General features: G+C 72.7%; 15 protein-coding genes. 11 read left to right on the forward strand and 4 right to left on the reverse strand.

All coding sequences use genetic code 11. From position 1 onward, the window contains the following. The first annotated feature begins 105 nt into the window (after positions 1–105). Positions 106–828 carry a lysophospholipid acyltransferase family protein gene (locus F6W97_RS18250; protein ID WP_155371623.1) on the forward strand — a complete coding sequence of 241 codons (723 nt, stop codon included), beginning with the start codon at positions 106–108 and terminating at the stop codon, positions 826–828. Between the two features lie 6 nt (positions 829–834). Here the strand turns inward: F6W97_RS18250 and F6W97_RS18255 are convergent, their stop codons facing one another. Beyond that, positions 835–1,053, reverse strand: a complete 219-nt coding sequence (locus F6W97_RS18255; RefSeq protein ID WP_230686784.1) for a hypothetical protein — start codon at positions 1,051–1,053, stop codon at positions 835–837. A 150-nt stretch (positions 1,054–1,203) separates the two neighbouring features. Here F6W97_RS18255 and F6W97_RS18260 point away from each other — a divergent pair, with 150 nt between their 5' ends. From F6W97_RS18260 to F6W97_RS18270, 3 genes are all read left to right on the forward strand, one after another. Further along, positions 1,204–1,986, forward strand: coding sequence for a glycerophosphodiester phosphodiesterase (locus F6W97_RS18260; protein WP_155371563.1), 783 nt, complete (start codon positions 1,204–1,206; stop codon positions 1,984–1,986). A gap of 64 nt (positions 1,987–2,050) precedes the next feature. Then, positions 2,051–3,409, forward strand: coding sequence for an MFS transporter (locus F6W97_RS18265; protein WP_155371564.1), 1,359 nt, complete (start codon positions 2,051–2,053; stop codon positions 3,407–3,409). Between the two features lie 72 nt (positions 3,410–3,481). Further along, positions 3,482–4,156: a thymidine kinase gene (locus F6W97_RS18270; RefSeq protein WP_155371565.1), complete on the forward strand. Its 675-nt coding sequence runs from the start codon at positions 3,482–3,484 to the stop codon at positions 4,154–4,156. Here the strand turns inward: F6W97_RS18270 and F6W97_RS18275 are convergent. Then, positions 4,129–4,350 carry a hypothetical protein gene (locus F6W97_RS18275; RefSeq protein WP_155371566.1) on the reverse strand — a complete coding sequence of 74 codons (222 nt, stop codon included), beginning with the start codon at positions 4,348–4,350 and terminating at the stop codon, positions 4,129–4,131. The genes F6W97_RS18270 and F6W97_RS18275 overlap by 28 nt on opposite strands. 195 nt (positions 4,351–4,545) lie before the next feature. Between F6W97_RS18275 and F6W97_RS18280 the strand changes: the two genes are divergently transcribed. Further along, positions 4,546–5,394: a hemerythrin domain-containing protein gene (locus tag F6W97_RS18280; protein WP_155371567.1), complete on the forward strand. Its 849-nt coding sequence runs from the start codon at positions 4,546–4,548 to the stop codon at positions 5,392–5,394. Between the two features lie 227 nt (positions 5,395–5,621). Continuing rightward, positions 5,622–7,124 (forward strand): ricin-type beta-trefoil lectin domain protein, encoded by a 1,503-nt coding sequence (locus tag F6W97_RS18285; RefSeq protein WP_407924587.1) that lies wholly within the window; start codon positions 5,622–5,624, stop codon positions 7,122–7,124. Between the two features lie 50 nt (positions 7,125–7,174). Here F6W97_RS18285 and F6W97_RS18290 read toward each other — a convergent pair whose 3' ends face one another. Continuing rightward, positions 7,175–8,635: a hypothetical protein gene (locus tag F6W97_RS18290; protein ID WP_155371568.1), complete on the reverse strand. Its 1,461-nt coding sequence runs from the start codon at positions 8,633–8,635 to the stop codon at positions 7,175–7,177. Between the two features lie 35 nt (positions 8,636–8,670). Next, entirely contained in the window at positions 8,671–10,143 is a 1,473-nt protein-coding gene (locus F6W97_RS18295; RefSeq protein WP_196279212.1) for a translation initiation factor 2, read from the reverse strand. 148 nt (positions 10,144–10,291) lie between these two features. On the opposite strand from F6W97_RS18295, the gene F6W97_RS40160 reads away from it, so the two are divergent. The 5 genes from F6W97_RS40160 (at position 10,292) to F6W97_RS18320 (ending at position 14,751) form a co-directional block, all read left to right on the forward strand. Beyond that, positions 10,292–10,792 carry a sigma-70 family RNA polymerase sigma factor gene (locus F6W97_RS40160; protein ID WP_196279213.1) on the forward strand — a complete coding sequence of 167 codons (501 nt, stop codon included), beginning with the start codon at positions 10,292–10,294 and terminating at the stop codon, positions 10,790–10,792. Continuing rightward, complete coding sequence (locus F6W97_RS18305; protein ID WP_155371571.1) at positions 10,792–11,553, forward strand: hypothetical protein; 762 nt, start codon at positions 10,792–10,794, stop codon at positions 11,551–11,553. Before F6W97_RS40160 ends, F6W97_RS18305 begins: the two co-directional genes overlap by 1 nt. Before the next feature lie 125 nt (positions 11,554–11,678). After that, positions 11,679–12,296, forward strand: coding sequence for an LURP-one-related/scramblase family protein (locus tag F6W97_RS18310; protein ID WP_155371572.1), 618 nt, complete (start codon positions 11,679–11,681; stop codon positions 12,294–12,296). Between the two features lie 288 nt (positions 12,297–12,584). Beyond that, positions 12,585–13,601, forward strand: a complete 1,017-nt coding sequence (locus F6W97_RS18315) for an ArsR/SmtB family transcription factor (RefSeq protein ID WP_155371573.1) — start codon at positions 12,585–12,587, stop codon at positions 13,599–13,601. Positions 13,602–13,770: 169 nt separating this feature from the next. After that, a complete protein-coding gene (locus tag F6W97_RS18320) occupies positions 13,771–14,751 on the forward strand; it encodes a pentapeptide repeat-containing protein (RefSeq protein WP_196279214.1) in 981 nt (326 codons plus the stop codon). The last annotated feature ends 28 nt before the right edge of the window (positions 14,752–14,779 follow it).

The raw sequence follows: 14,779 nt of genomic DNA on the forward strand, positions 1-14,779 counted from the left end.
GACGCTGCGTCGAACAAGTGCCCGAGCACGTGACCGCGCATGGCAGGATCGTGGACCGTGAGCCCCTCGACGAGCTGGTCCCCGCCCCCGCTGCTGCGCTTCGCGATGCTGCTCGCCGAGGGCGTGGTGCGCCTGACCACGCGCCTGGAGGTCACCGGGGACATCCCCGAGCAGGCCCGGCACGGCCGGCTCATCCTCGCCGCGAACCACATCAGCCCGTTCGACCCGATCGCGGTGGCGGCGGCGTTCCGGCGGCTCGGCGTGTACCCGCGGATCATGGCCAACGCGGGCCTGTTCCGCACCCCGGTCATCGGGCCGCTGATGCGCTGGCAGGGCCACATCCAGGTCGACCGCGGCGAGCCGACCGCCGCCAACGCGGTCACCGACAGCGTCACCGCGCTCAACGAGGGCGCCCTGCTGATGATCTACCCGGAGGGGCGCATCGGCCTCGACCCGGCCATGTGGCCCGAGCGCGGCCGCACCGGCGTCGGCCGCCTGGTGCTGGCCACCGGCGCCCCGGTCGTCCCGATCGCGATCTGGGGAAGCCACGAGGTCATCCCGTACGCCGCGCCCACCGGCATGTGGCCCATGGTCTGGCACTCGCTGCGCCATCGCCCGCGGGTGCGGGTGCACGTCGGGCCCGCCGTCGACCTGTCCGGCGTCGACGCGGCCCGGCCGGGCGCGGCGCAGCGCATCGCCGACCGCATCATCGACGCGATCGCGGCCGAGCTGGTCCCGCTGCGCACCGACGAACCCGACACCCCGCGCTTCGTCGACCCGTCCCGGCCCACCGAGACCCGCCGCGCGAGGCCGCGCACCGCGCGCTGAGCGACGTCAACCCCGGCGGGAGCGGTAGGCGGCCACCAGTTCGCGGGTGGTGGCCAGGCCCAGCTCCTGGCGTAGGTCGGCGATGCGGCGGTTGGCCGTGCGCAACGACAGGTACTCCGCGGCAGCCGCCGCGGCTATCGTCGCCCCGTCAGCCAGCCGGTCCAGCAGCGCACGCTGGACCGGGGAAAGCTGTCGCAGCCAGTCCACAGGGTCGTCGTCGGCCACCTGAGCACCCCTTCAAGACATCAACGTCCCCGGAAAGATCGATTTGTTTCGACGCGGTGGTGCGGACATTCTCACCGATGTCGCCCGTTGTTGGCGAGCGGTCAGTACGCGGGCCATCCATCCGCACCCGGCAGTGGCAAGCTTTCCCAGATGGAGACGCCGCAGGGTCACCCCCATCCGTATCTCGCCGCGCCGCCGCTCGCCTTCGCCCATCGGGGTGGCGCCGCGGAAGGCGACGAGAACACCGCCGACGCGTTCGACCGGGCGGTGAAAGCCGGCTACCGGTACGTCGAGACCGATGTGCACGCCACCCGAGACGGGATCGCGGTGGTGCTGCACGACGCCAACCTGCGCCGCGTCGCCGGTGACCCGCAAGCCGTCGCCACCATGGCCTGGGCGGACCTGAAGACGGTGCGCGTCGGCGGGGCTGCCGCCGTGCCGCGGCTCGACGAGGTCCTCGACGCCTGGCCGGAGATCCGGTTCAACATCGACATCAAGTCCGACGCGGCCGTCGCGCCGACCGTGACCGCGGTGCACGAGCGCGCCACCCCCGACCAGGTGCTGCTCGCCTCGTTCTCCGACACCCGGCTGCAGCGGGCGCGGGAGCTGGCCGGCCCGATGTACGCCACCTCGCTGGCGCAGCGCGAGACGGCCCGGCTGTGGCTGGCCTCGCGGCTGCGGCGGCGCATCACGCTGCCGCCGACGGCGGTCGCGGCGCAGGTGCCGATCCGTTTCGGGGCCGTGCGGCTGGTCGACCGGCGGTTCGTGGACCACGCCCACGCGCTCGGGCTCCAGGTGCATGTGTGGACGGTCGACGATCCTGCCGTGATGGAGGGGTTACTTGATCTCGGTGTGGATGGCATCATGACCGATCGCATCGACGTGTTACGGGAAGTTTTCACGCACCGGGGTCTTTGGAAGGACCAGGCATGAGCGAGCACAGCGAGCGAATCGGCGGGCTTGGCTATGCCGCCGATGAGCGAAGCGAGGAGAAGGCATGACCGCTGATGTCAGCGCACCCCCCGCGCCTGCCGAAGGGTATGGCGAGAGCACCAAACGTGAGCGGGTCGGCTGGTACTTCTACGACTGGGCCAACTCGGCGTTCTCCACCACCGTGGTCACGGCGTTCCTGGGCCCCTACCTGACCGCCATCGCCGAGAACGGGGCCGACCCGGCGGGCGACGTGCACCTGCTCGGCATGTCGTTCAAGGCGGGCTCGCTGTTCGCGTACACCACCTCGCTGTCGGTCTTCCTGCAGGTGCTGCTGCTGCCGGTGGTCGGCGCGATCGCCGACCGGGCCGCCCGCAAGAAGATCTGGCTCGCGGTGTTCGCCTACATCGGCGCGGCGGCCACCTGCGGCCTGGTGTTCCTGACCGGCGACCGCTACCAGCTCGGCGCGGCGCTGTTCTTCATCGCCAACCTGTCCTTCGGCGCCAGCATCGTGGTCTACAACTCGTTCCTGCCGCAGATCTCCGACGAGAACGAGCGCGACGGCGTGTCCAGCCGCGGCTGGGCCTTCGGCTACCTCGGCGGCGGACTGCTGCTGCTGCTCAACGTCATCGTGGTGCTGATCGGCGGCGAGGAGAACCAGGGCGAGATCGCCCGCTGGTCGCTGGTGTCGGCGGGCCTGTGGTGGGCGGGCTTCACGACGCTGCCGCTGCTGTGGCTGCGCGACCGTCCGTCACCGGCGGGCACCGCCCGCGGCTCGGTGCTGATCGACGGGTTCAAGCAGCTCGGGCACACCCTCAAGGAGATGCGGGCGTTCCCGCTGACGCTGTTCTTCCTCGGTGCGTTCCTCATCTACAACGACGGTATCCAGACCGTCATCGCGATGGCGGGCACGTACGGGTCCAAGCAGCTCGGTTTCACCAACACCGTGCTGATGCCGACCATCCTGATGGTGCAGTTCCTGGCGTTCGCCGGGGCGATGCTGCTGGGCCGGCTCGCGAAGAAGTTCGGCGCGTGGAAGACGGTGCTCGGCAGCCTGGTCGGCTGGACCGCCATCCTGATCGCGGCGTTCTTCCTGCCGTACGGGCAGGCGGTGCCGTTCGTGATCCTCGGCGGCGCCATCGGCCTCGTGCTCGGCGGCAGCCAGGCGCTGAGCCGCTCGCTGTTCAGCCAGCTGATCCCGCGCGGCAAGGAGGGCGAGTACTTCGGCCTCTACGAGATCTCCGACAAGGGCACCAGCTGGCTCGGGCCGCTGCTGTTCGGCCTGGCGTACGACCTGACCGGCTCGTACCGGGTCGCGATCATCTCGCTGATCGTGTTCTTCGTCGTGGGCTTCATCATGCTGATGATGGTGCCGATGGCGCGGGCCATCGCCGCCGTCGGCAACACGCCGCCCGACAAGCTCTGACACGCCCGGCGGCCTGCGAATCGCCGTCATGGATTCCCGATAACGGAGGGGTAGCCACTAGGCTGCCCCTCCGTGACCGCTGCTGACGAACCCACCATCGCCCCGGCGCACTGCCAGTCCGCGGGAGACGGCCGGCTGCGCCACGGCGCCGCGCTGAAGTTCTTCTGGGGCCCGATGGACTGCGGCAAGTCCACCCTGGCGCTGCAGATGGACCACAACCACGGCCGCCAGGGCCGCCGCGGCCTCGTGCTGACCCGCAACGACCGGTCGCTCGGCCCGCAGGTCACCACCCGGATCGGGCTGGCCCACGCGGCCGTCGAGGTCACCGACGACCTGGACCTCATCGCGCTGGTGCGCAAGGAGTGGGGCGACGGGGCCCGCATCGACTACCTGATCTGCGACGAGGCCTGCTTCTACACCGTCGAGCAGATCGAGCAGCTGGCCGACCTGGTCGACTCCTACGACGTCGACGTGTACGCCTTCGGCCTGGCCTCGGACTTCCGCTCGTACCTGTTCCCGGCGGCGCAGCGGCTGTTCGAGCTGGCCGACGAGGTGAACCGGCTGCAGGTCGAGGTGCTGTGCTGGTGCGGCCGGGAGGGCCTGCTCAACGCCCGCATCGTCGGCGGCGCGGTGGCCCGCGAGGGCGAGCAGGTCGTCATCGGCGACACCGCCGCCGCCGACCGGTCCGAGGTCCGCTACCAGGTGCTCTGCCGCCGCCACTACCGCTCCGGGGACCTGGGCCGGTAGGCCCGCGCGGTGATGACGACGACGCCCGCGGCGAGTGCGCCGACGGCGGTGACGGCGGTCAGTGCCACGGCCGGCGCACCGACCTCGCCGAGGTTCGCCTCGGGGTAGCCGGCCATGCCGATGAGCGGCTTCCCGTGCCGGACCGCCCACACCCCGGTGCCGCTGAGCTGGGCCGCGGTGACCGCACCGGCCACCGCCGCCGTGGCGCAAGGCCGGGTTGCCGCGAGGCGCCGGTCAAGAGGGACTCCCGTCGATATGCTTGCCAGCCATCCTGGCCGATGGGAGCGGTGCGTGGTGACCCGTGAGGCGGTCATGGGGCCGTTTCGGCCCGCGGGGTCCGCGAGGTCGGTCACTATGGTGACGAAACGGACTTTGTGAGGTGACCCGGGATGTCCCAGCGCGAGCCGGCGGACGACGAGACGACCGGCGACGCCCAGGCGGAGCAGCGCGGCCGCACCGAGCGCGACGCCTACCGGATGAAGGTGCAGGAGCTGCGCGCGCTGCTGCGGGAGAAAGGCGTGCCGGGCACCTCCCAGATGCACAAGGACGAGCTGGTCCGCGAGCTGGTCAAGACGGTGCACTCCGACCAGCGGGCGCGGACCGTCGCGAAGGTCGCCACCGGCAAGAAGAGCGTGGTGCCGCCGGACGACCAGGCGCCCAGCTCGAAGGTGCCGAAGCCGCCGCGCCCGGCCAAGCGGGTGCCCGCCGCGGCCGCCCCGCCGCCGCTGCCCTACGACCCCGGCGACGTGATCGATCTGCTGCTGGTCCAGCACCAGCAGCTCGGCGACCTGTTCGACGAGCTGGACGGCGTGCGCGGCGCGCGGCGCCGGGACCTGTTCGCCGAGCTGGTGCGCCTGCTCGCGGTGCACGAGAGCATCGAGCAGCTGCTGGTGCATCCGCTGGCGCGGGCGCGGCTGTCCGGCGGCGACGCCGTGGTTGACGCCCGCACCGAGGAGGAGGACCAGGCCGAGCAGGACCTGGTGGAGCTGTACGAGCTCGGGCTGGAGCACGACGACTTCGAGGAGAAGCTGGCCAATCTGCGCGACGCCGTCATCGAGCACGGTGAGCTGGAGGAGGAGGAAGAGTTCGACGCCCTCCGCGAGCACGTGCCCGCCGAGGAGCTGCGCCGCCTCGGCGCGATCGCGGTGGCCGCCACCGACGCCGTCATGTCCTCCGACGACGCCGCCGCACCGGACGAGATCTTCGCCCTCGCTCGCGAGTCCTTCCCCGACCCCTGACGGCCCGCCCGCGCTGCTCGATCGCCCGACTTGCCGGGCACCTGTGCGAATCTTGAACCCGCTTTCGCCCGCGTGCCTGGCAAGTCGGGCGATCTTTGCGGGCGGTGTGCTGGTCGCGTACGCAGAGTAATACATCGGCATCTATTGACTTCGGAAGGTCCACAGTAAAGTCTGTTTCTTGAGAGCGCTCTCACGCCCTGATCCGTCCCCTCCTTGAAGGACTCGACGTGAGACTCACTGCGCTGACCAGCGCGGCGGTGCTCGCCGTGGCGCTGATCGCCCCCGCACCCGCCTACGCTGCCCCCACCCCCGACCCCGCCATCGGCATGGAACAGGCGCTGCAACGCGACCTGGGCCTGACCGCCGGCCAGGCCCGCATCCGCCAGGCGCACGAAGCCGCCGCCCCCGTCGTCGAGCGCGCCGTGCGCGAGCGGCTCGGCAGCCGGTTCGCCGGCGCCTGGTACTCGCCCGAGGACGGCCGTCTCAAGGTCGGCGTCCTCGACGAGGCCGCCGCCGAGCAGGCCCGCGCCGCGGGCGCGCTGCCCGTCCGCGTCGGCCGCAGCCAGCAGCAGCTCGACTCGGTCAAGGCGACGCTCGACGGCAAGGCCGCCGCGGCCGGGCGCGACGTGCACGGCTGGTACGTCGACGTAGCCGCCAACACCGTCACGGTCAGCGCCGCGACCCCGGCCGCCGCACGCCGGTTCGTCGCTGCGAGCGGCCTGTCCGCCGCCGAGGTGCGGATCGTCACCGCGCAGGCCCCGCGCCCGCTGTACGACATCCGCGGCGGCGACCAGTACGTCATCAACGGCAACACGCTGTGCTCGATCGGCTTCTCGGTCAACAACGGCGGCTTCGTCACCGCCGGGCACTGCGGCGGCGCGGGCAGCCCGACCCTCGGCTACAACAACGTAAGCCAGGGCACGTTCGCCGGTTCGTCGTTCCCCGGCAACGACTACGCCTGGGTCCGCACCAACGCCAACTGGACCCCGCGGCCGTGGGTGAACAACTACGCCGGGGGCAACGTGACCGTCGCCGGTTCGCAGGAGTCGGCGATCGGCGCGTCGATATGCCGGTCCGGCCGCACCACCGGCTGGCGCTGCGGCACCGTGCAGGCCAAGAACGTCACGGTCAACTACTCCGACGGCCGCACCGTCTACGGCCTCACCCAGACCTCGGCCTGCGCCGAGGGCGGCGACTCCGGCGGCGCGTGGATGAGCGGCAACCAGGCGCAGGGCGTCACCTCCGGCGGCTCGGGCAACTGCTCCACCGGCGGCACCACGTTCTTCCAGCCCGTCAACGAGATCCTCGGCGCGTACGGCCTCACCCTCACCACCTCCGGTGGCGGCGGCTCCACCAGCCGGATCATCGGCTGGCAGGACAAGTGCATCGACGTGCCGAACTCCAACTTCGTCGACGGCCAGCGCCTGCAACTGTGGGACTGCAACGGCACCAACGCGCAGAACTGGAACTTCCCCGGCGACGGCACCATCCGCACCGTCACCGGCCTGTGCATGGACGTCGCCTGGGGCTCGACCGCGAACGGCGCGGCGATCCAGCTCGCCGGGTGCAGCGGCAACCCGGCCCAGCAGTTCGTGCTCACCGGCGCGGGCGACCTGGTGAACCCGCAGGCCAACAAGTGCGTCGACGTCACCGGCTGGGGCGGCACCGGCACCCCCCTGTCCACCTGGGACTGCACCGGCGGCGCCAACCAGAAGTGGCGTCGCGGCTGACCCACCTGCCCGGCCCGCGCGCGGCGTGACCGCGGCGCGCGGGCCGGTGCTCAGCGACGGGGCACACCCGCCCCGTCGAGCAGCGCATGCAGTGCCTCGGAGCCGAGCTGCGGATTCGCGGCGGCGTGCCGGACCAGTTCGCCGTCGAGCAGTGCAGGTAGCCGGTGCGGCGGCAGGCGCGGGTGTGCCGCGGCCGCCGCACGCACCTGCTCGTCCGCGTCGCGCGTGAGCTCGTCCACCAGGTGCGGGGGGACCTCCGGGTCGCGCAGAGCCAGCAGCCGCACCTGCGCGTCGGTGTCCCGGGCGAACCGGACCAGCCCCGCGGTCGGAAACCGTGGCCGGGAGAGCAGGTAGGGCCGATGCGGGTCGCGGCTGTCTAGATAGGCGCGTAGCAGCGCCGCCGGGGGCGCGGCCGGATGGTGGTATGCCAGCAGCACCCGTACGCCCTCGTCGGAGTCCGCGGCCAGGCGCGCCGCGACCGCGAGCGGCAGCCGCGGGTCCTGGGCGGCCCGGCGGCGCAGCAGCGGGTTCGCCGAGTACGCCCACCCGATGCCGACCTCGGGCTCGGTATGCGGCACCTCGGGCACCGCCAGGTGGACGTGGTACGGCGGCCACGAACTCACCTCGATCGCCGCCCGCTCCGCCTCGCTGAGGCCCGGATGCGTCGACACCGTCACCCGCACAGCCTGGTTCACGTCCCGGCACAGCCGGGCCAGCTGCTCGGCGCTGAGCTCGTCACGAGCCGCGACCTGCCCCCGGACCGCCGCGTCCGGATGACGGGAGAGGATCTCCACTACGTACGGCGGCGTGCCGGGGTTGCTCGCCACGTACTGCAGCTCGGAGTCGTTCGCGGCCAGCAACATGTCGATCAGAGCCGGGGACAGCCGCCTGGTCGACAGGACCATCGGGCGGGCGTGGCCACTCGCCGGCAGCTCGTCGGGCTGCACCTCGCCCCTGTCCGAGTCCTCGGCGGCGGCCGCGGCCCGGACCTGTGGATCCGGGTCGGCGTGCAGCACCTGCCACAACCGCGTCGGCAGCATGGCGCGATCACCGCACGCCCGCGCCCGCGCCCCCGCGTCCGGGTGGGTGGCCGCGAGCGCGATCACCTGCCGGGCGAACGGGGTCAGCATCAGCTCGCCGAGGATCTCGTACCCGGTGAACAGCGGCCCGTCGCAGGTGAGCAGCCGGCGCACGGCGTCGTCGGGCAGCGGGCGCGCTCTGACGCCGGCCGGCCACATCGGACCGCTCGCCAGCCGCATCGGCATCCGGGGATCCGGGTCGTCGAGCAGCCGGGCCCGCTGGGCCGGGTCGACGTACGGATTGCGCGCCAGGTGAACGGCCGGTCGGCGGTCGGAGTGCGCCAGGATCGCGTCGACCACCTCCACCGGCAGGTCACGCCCACCGCTCAGCACGCCCCAGCTCGCGGACGCCGCCGGGGCGAGCAGGCGCAGCAGCACCCCGGCCGGGGCGGCCGGGTTGGCGGCCACACCCCGCAGCAGTTCGTCGCGCACGGCGTCACCTCCGTTCCGTGCTCGGCCGACCGTGCTCAACGCGTCGCCCCGGGGATTCCCGCCGCGTCCAGCAGCTCGTGCAGGGTGGCGGCGTCGAGTGTGGGATTCGCGGCGGCGAGCGGTGCCCGCTCGGTGTCCAGCAGCTCGCGCAGGCGGTCGGCGGGCAGTCGCGGATGGAGGATCGCGGCCGTCGCCACCTGATGGTCCGGATCGGTCAGGAACCCGTCGACCACGTCTTCGGGCACCTCGGGGTCGAGCAGCGCCAACAGGCGCACCGCAGGGTCCGGGTCGCGGGCGAGACGGGCGAGACCGGTGACGGGGAAGCCGGGCAGCGTCGTCAGGTGCAACCGGTCCGGCCCGTCGTACTCGAGGTAGCAGCGCAGCAGCAGGGCGGGTGGCGGAGCCGGGTGGCAGAGCGCGAGCCGAACCCGTACCCCCGGATCCGGGTCTTCGGCCAGTCGTTGCGCGACGGCCTGCGGCAGCCGGGGCTCCCGTGCGGCGCTGCGGCGCAGCAGCGGATTCACCGAGTACGCGTCGGCGATGCTGACCGCGAGTTCCGGCATCAGCCCCGGCTTGAGCCGGTCGAACGAGTCGCGGGGCCAGCGCTCGACGGCGATCGCCGCGCGCTGGGACTCGGTGAGGCCGCGGTGGGTCGACACGGCGATCCGCACCGACGCGTCCACGTCGACGGCCAGCCGCGCCAACTGGTCAGCGGTCAAATCGTCACGCCTGGTGGCGGTGCCTCGAATCCCTGCGTCCGGGTGGGACACCAGGGCCTCCACCAGATCCGGCGGCAGGTAGGGGTTGTACGAAAGAAACGCGAGATTGTCCAAGTCCGCGGTCAGCTGGTCCAGCGCCGCTCGCGAGAGCCGCCGGGTCTGCAGCAGCAGCCAGTGGTAGTGGCCGCGATACGGCGGCAGGTCGGCGGGTTCGATCACGACGGCGTCGTAGGCGACAGCCTCGGCAGCGGCCGCACGCACCTGCGGGTCGGGATCGCGTTGTAGGGCCAGCCACTGCTCGCCGGACAGCGCTCGGCGGTGGTCGCAGGCTTCGGCGCGGACCTCGGGCAGCGGGTGGGTGGCCGCGATCTCGCACGCCAGCCGGCCGAAATGGGTGAAGGTCAGCTCTTCGAGCACGTCCCGGTACGTCATTATCGGCGGGGGTGAGGCGAGCAGCCGTCGGAGCACGTCGTCGGGCAGCGGGCGCGGGCTTGTCCCCGCAGGCCACTGCCGGGGCCCGCGGAGCAGGGCGGCGGCGGCGGTCTTCGGGTCCGGGTCGTCGATGAGGCGCGCCCGCTGTGCCGGGTCGAGATGGGGGTTGCCCGCGATGCGCCTGCGCACCTGGTGGTCCGGGTGGGCCAGGATGGCGTCGACGAGTTCCGTGGGCAGGTCGCGCTCCGTGCACAGGGCGTCCCAGCAGGCGTGCGCCTCGACGGCCAGCAGCCGCAGCAGGACGTCGACAGGCGCTCCGGCGTTCATCGCCACCCCGCGCAGGATCTCGTCGCGCACTCGACCCCTCCCCGCTGATCTCAGCGGGCAAGTGTCGCATCCAGGCCGCGTCCCCGCAGTCCTGCGGCGAGATCCGGCGGTAAAGGCCGGGCGGGGTGCCGCGCGTAGTCCATGCGAGAGTTCCCTTCCCCGGCCACAGGTGGTGTCGATGGACGATTTCGGCGAGTTCTACGCGGCGCGCAAGGACGCCGTCTACCGGGCGCTGCTGGTCGCCACGCGCGGGCAGCCCGGTGCCGAGGACGCCGTCGCGGAAGCGTTCACCAGGGCGTACGCCCGCTGGGATGCGGTGCGGGCGCATCCCAACCCGACGGCCTGGGTGCTGCGTACCGCGCTGAACGAGCAGCGGTCCTGGTGGCGGCGGCTGCGCCGGGAGCTGCTCGGTGATCCGCCGGACGTCTGCGGCGCCGCCGACCGCGATCCGGGCGGGCTCGACGCGCGGCTGCGCGCCCTGGTGATGGCACTGCCCACCCGCCAGCGGCAGGTGGTGGCGCTGCGGCTGCTGGCCGACCTGTCGGCCGAGGAGACGGCGCGGACGCTGCACATCGGCGCGGCCACCGTGCACGTCCACCTGCACCGTGCGCTGGCGACCCTGCGCACCCGACTCGCCGTCGCGACGGGCGACGGCTCGCTGGTCCGGGAGGAGCTGTGATGACCGAACTCGACGACGACCGGCTGGCCGACCTGATCCGCGAGGCGCACCGGGATACGCATCTGGCCGTGCCGCTGGCCCGGGTGACCGGTGCGCGACCGCGGCGGCGGCCGGGCCCGCTGCTGTTGGCGACGACGGCAGTGGCCGTCGGAGTCATGGTGATCGTCCTTGGCGCGGCGTGGTTGCTGCTGGGTGGCGCGCCGCTGCCCGTGGAGCCGGCGGCGCCCACGGAGTCGGCGCTCCCGCCGGGCAAGCCGCCCCGGCCCAGCAGCAGCGCGACGACGGCGCAGGGACGCTGCGCGGACTACGCCGCCGGGGAGCTGGCCGGGGCGGGGCTGACGGAGCTGCCGCCGCTGCGCTTCGAGGCGGAGCCGGTCCCGGGTCAGCTGCGGCTGCTGCTGTACGCCGACGACCGCGGCAGCACGGCGTGCTGGCTGGGCGCCGAACAGCACTCGGTGCAGGTCGGCGTGTCCGACCTGACGACGGCGATGCGGCCGTCGTTTCCGCCGGGCCGGTTGAGCAACGCCTCGTCGGCGTACGGGTCCGAGCCCGCGGCCGCGTACACCTTCGGGCGCGCGCCGGTGGGCGTCACCCGGGTCGAGGTCCACTTCCCGGGCGGGGTGGTGCGCGAGGCGCAGGTCGACGGCGAGTGGTATCTGCTGGCGGCGACGGGCCAGGAGTCGTACGGCTTCGCCGAGATCACGAAGATCGTCGCCGTCACCCCGGGTGGCCGCCAGGAACTGCCCGTGCAGCACGGCTGACGACGCAACGGGGCAGGTGGGGCGTGGTCACGGCCGCGCCCCACCCGTGTCTGCGCCGGAGCGCGCACCCGGCTGTGCAGCAGGTGTCGTGCCGCCGTGGCACACTGTCGCCTCGCGGACAGTTCATGTTTCGCATTCACCCCCGGACGAAGGACACCCCCCTCGTGGATCTGGCCACCCTGCAGGCTCAGCAGACGCTGTTCATCAAGCAGCGCTTCACCATGATGATCAATCGGTACGAGGTCACGTCGGTGCAGCCCGACGGCACCCCCGGCCAGCAGCTGGCGTTCGTCGAGCAGAAGCGCATGGCCTTCAAGGAGCAGGTCACGCTGTACCGCGACGACAGCAAGACCGGCGTGTTCGCCGCGTTCAAGGCCCGCAGCGTGATCGACCTCGGCGCGACCTACGACGTCACCGACGACCAGGGCGCCCCGATCGGTCTGTTCAAGAAGGACTTCGCGAAGTCGCTGCTGCGCTCGACCTGGCACGTTGAGCCCGCCGGCGGCGCGCGTATCACCGGCCAGGAGCGCAGCCTGCCGATCGCGCTGCTGCGCCGCTTCGCCGACCTGACCTTCTGGCCCTACCACTTCGACTTCGTGCGCGACGGCCAGCCGGTGTTCTCCGTGGTGAAGAAGTTCGCGCTGGTCCGCGACAAGTACACGGTCGAGATCCACGACCCGGCGATCGACCGCCGCCTGGTCGTGGCGATGGCCGTGGCGCTGGACGCGCTCCAGGCCCGCTGATCGCGAGCACTTCCGTGGGGGCGTCGGCTGCGGCCGGCGTCCCCACGCCCGTACGCAGGGTCTTTCGGCGGTGGCCGAATAGCCTCGACCGAACGGGCGCGGGCGAGCATCATCCCCTGCGGGGTACCGGCGCATGGTCGGGCGCCGCCGGGTCCCGCCGCGGCGCTCGACCCTCGCGGGCTTGGCCGCAACGGGGGAGGCCAATCCCGCGCGCCGGGACACGGGCCGATCGCGGTGACACCGGTTCGACGCGGTCCGGGTCCGAGCGACAGCCGGGAGGGCCTGACCATGCTGCGGATCCATTTCACCGTGCAGGATCTCGCCCGGGTCCGGGTGGTCCGGCTGGGGCCGCTGGCCCTGGCGCAGCTGGCCGCGCCCGCGATGGCGGCCCGCGACGACGGCCACCTGTACGGGCGGTGGCGGGCGGATGCGAAGGCCCGGCTGACCCCGCGCGCCGCGCACACCGCATCCTGGCTGTTCCCGTACCGGGAGATGCAGGTCGACCTGATCACCCTGGTCGGCGCCGAGGCGAGCGCCGAAGAGGCGGCCGAGAACCTGCTCGGCCTGTCGCAGCGGCACCTGAACGCCGAACTGGCACTCACCCCGTTGCGCGGGCGCCGACCACCGCCGTGGCTGCGCAGCCTGGCCGAGGGCGACCGCGAGGCCCGGCACGATCTCGTCCTGGCAATGCAGGAGCTGCAGCAGGCGGCGATGCCGGGCACCGTGGGCCGGGTCGGCGGCCTCGCCGACGGCGAGCAGGCCGAGTTCGGGCGGGTCCTGCTGGCCGAAGGCATCGGGGCGGCGCTGGGCCGGCTGCATCCGCTGGTGCGGTGGGAGGCTCCGGTGCTGGAGATCCCCTCGCACGGCGACGGTGACGTGGCCATGGACGGCGGCAGCCTGCTGCTGGCGCCGTCGGCCTTCTGCTGGCCCACGCCGCACCTCTACACGTCGCTGGACCAGGGGACCCGGGTGCTGGTCTATCCGGCGGTGCGCGACCTGCGGCAGGCGGCGCGGATCTGGGTCGACCCAGCCGTCCCGTCGCGGGTTGCCCTGGCAGCGCTGCTCGGCCGGACCCGGGCTGCGGTGCTCGAAGCGGTCGCGGCGGGGCCGGTGACCACCACCGGGCTGGCCCGGCGGGTGAACGTGTCCGCGCCGAGCGCGAGCCAGCACGCCACGGCGCTGCGCGCGGCGAACCTGATCGCCTCGCGGCGCGCCGGCCCGTCGATGATGCATTCGGTCACGGGACTCGGCAGGTCGCTGCTCGACGGCATCACGCTCGGTGACGACCTGCCGCTGCTGCGGTGAAGATCCGACATCGGGTCAAGGTTCGGTAACGCGGTCGGACCTATCGGACATCTCGGGCGGCCACCTGTTGAGTTGCCGAGCCCGGCGTCCTACTTTTGATCGCCAACGACCCGTTGAGCTGCGCCCCGAGCGGCTCGTCATGCGGCGTTGTCGATACGAGGGGTCCCCCATGCTCAACGATGAGGCGCTCGTCGAGCGCTGGCTCGTGTCCGGCGGGCCGGAGTTGCAGTCCGAGGTCATCCGGCGGCTGCGCGCGGGAGAACGCCTCGACGGCCTGGCCCTGGACCGTATCGACGGCCGCTGGGACCTGCGCGGACTCGGCGCGCCCGAACCGCGCGCCTCCGAGCCCGACGGCACCACCCGGCAGGCCGGCGGGATGTCGTTCACCTTCGAGTTCTCCGACGTCGCGGCGACGCTGGAGTTCCAGCGGGCCCGCCTGGTCGACCTCGACCTGCGCGGCGCGCACCTGCCCCGGCTGCGGCTGTTCGGCTGCGTCATCGACAACAGCCTGTTCGACGGCGCGCACTGCGTCGGCCTGCGGATGTGGGCCACCGACGTCACCGACACCTCGTTTCTCGCCGCGGACCTGGCGCGCTCCTCGGTCGGCGGCTGGTACGCCGGTCGCGGCAACCGGCTGCGCACCGTCGACTTCCGGCACGCAGACCTGTCCCGGCTGGGCTGCGGCGTCGCCGCGTTCACCGACGTGGACTTCGCCCACGCCCAGCTCGAATGCACCAACTTCTGGCAGGCCAGCCTGGTCCGCTGCCGGTTCGCCGGGGTGCTGCGCGAGGTCGTGTTCGACGGCCGCGTGCTCGAACCCGAGCGCGACCTCGGCCCCAACCCGATGCAGGACGTCGACATGCGCGGCGTGACCGCCTTCGACGACGTCGACTTCCGCGGCGTCAACTTCGACCGGGTCACCCTGCCCGACCACCCGGCCCTGGTCGTGGTCCGCGGCGTCGCCCGGGTCGAGGCGGGCCTGCTGCGCCTGGCCGACCGCGACGACCACGCCGCCCAGGAGGCCCGCGGCCGCCTCCAGCACCTGCGCAAGTTCATGGGTGTGGCCGGCGGCGCCGATCAGGCCCTCATCGACATGCGCACCCTCATCGACCCCGAAGCCGCCCTCCTCCTCCGCGTCCTGCTCACCTGACCCCACCCTCCCTTGCCGCGACTCTTTA

The organism is Catellatospora vulcania, from assembly GCF_009720385.1.
GTDB lineage: Bacteria > Actinomycetota > Actinomycetes > Mycobacteriales > Micromonosporaceae > Catellatospora > Catellatospora vulcania.

Excerpts from the sequence above, each read along its gene's own strand:
- F6W97_RS18250 (WP_155371623.1), top strand. The coding sequence starts at position 106 with ATGCTGCTCGCCGAGGGCGTGGTGCGCCTGACCACGCGCCTGGAGGTC.
- F6W97_RS18260 (WP_155371563.1), top strand. The coding sequence starts at position 1,204 with ATGGAGACGCCGCAGGGTCACCCCCATCCGTATCTCGCCGCGCCGCCG.
- F6W97_RS18265 (WP_155371564.1), top strand. The coding sequence starts at position 2,051 with ATGACCGCTGATGTCAGCGCACCCCCCGCGCCTGCCGAAGGGTATGGC.
- F6W97_RS18280 (WP_155371567.1), top strand. The coding sequence starts at position 4,546 with ATGTCCCAGCGCGAGCCGGCGGACGACGAGACGACCGGCGACGCCCAG.
- F6W97_RS40160 (WP_196279213.1), top strand. The coding sequence starts at position 10,292 with ATGGACGATTTCGGCGAGTTCTACGCGGCGCGCAAGGACGCCGTCTAC.
- F6W97_RS18305 (WP_155371571.1), top strand. The coding sequence starts at position 10,792 with ATGACCGAACTCGACGACGACCGGCTGGCCGACCTGATCCGCGAGGCG.
- F6W97_RS18310 (WP_155371572.1), top strand. The coding sequence starts at position 11,679 with ATGTTTCGCATTCACCCCCGGACGAAGGACACCCCCCTCGTGGATCTG.
- F6W97_RS18315 (WP_155371573.1), top strand. The coding sequence starts at position 12,585 with ATGCTGCGGATCCATTTCACCGTGCAGGATCTCGCCCGGGTCCGGGTG.
- F6W97_RS18320 (WP_196279214.1), top strand. The coding sequence starts at position 13,771 with ATGCTCAACGATGAGGCGCTCGTCGAGCGCTGGCTCGTGTCCGGCGGG.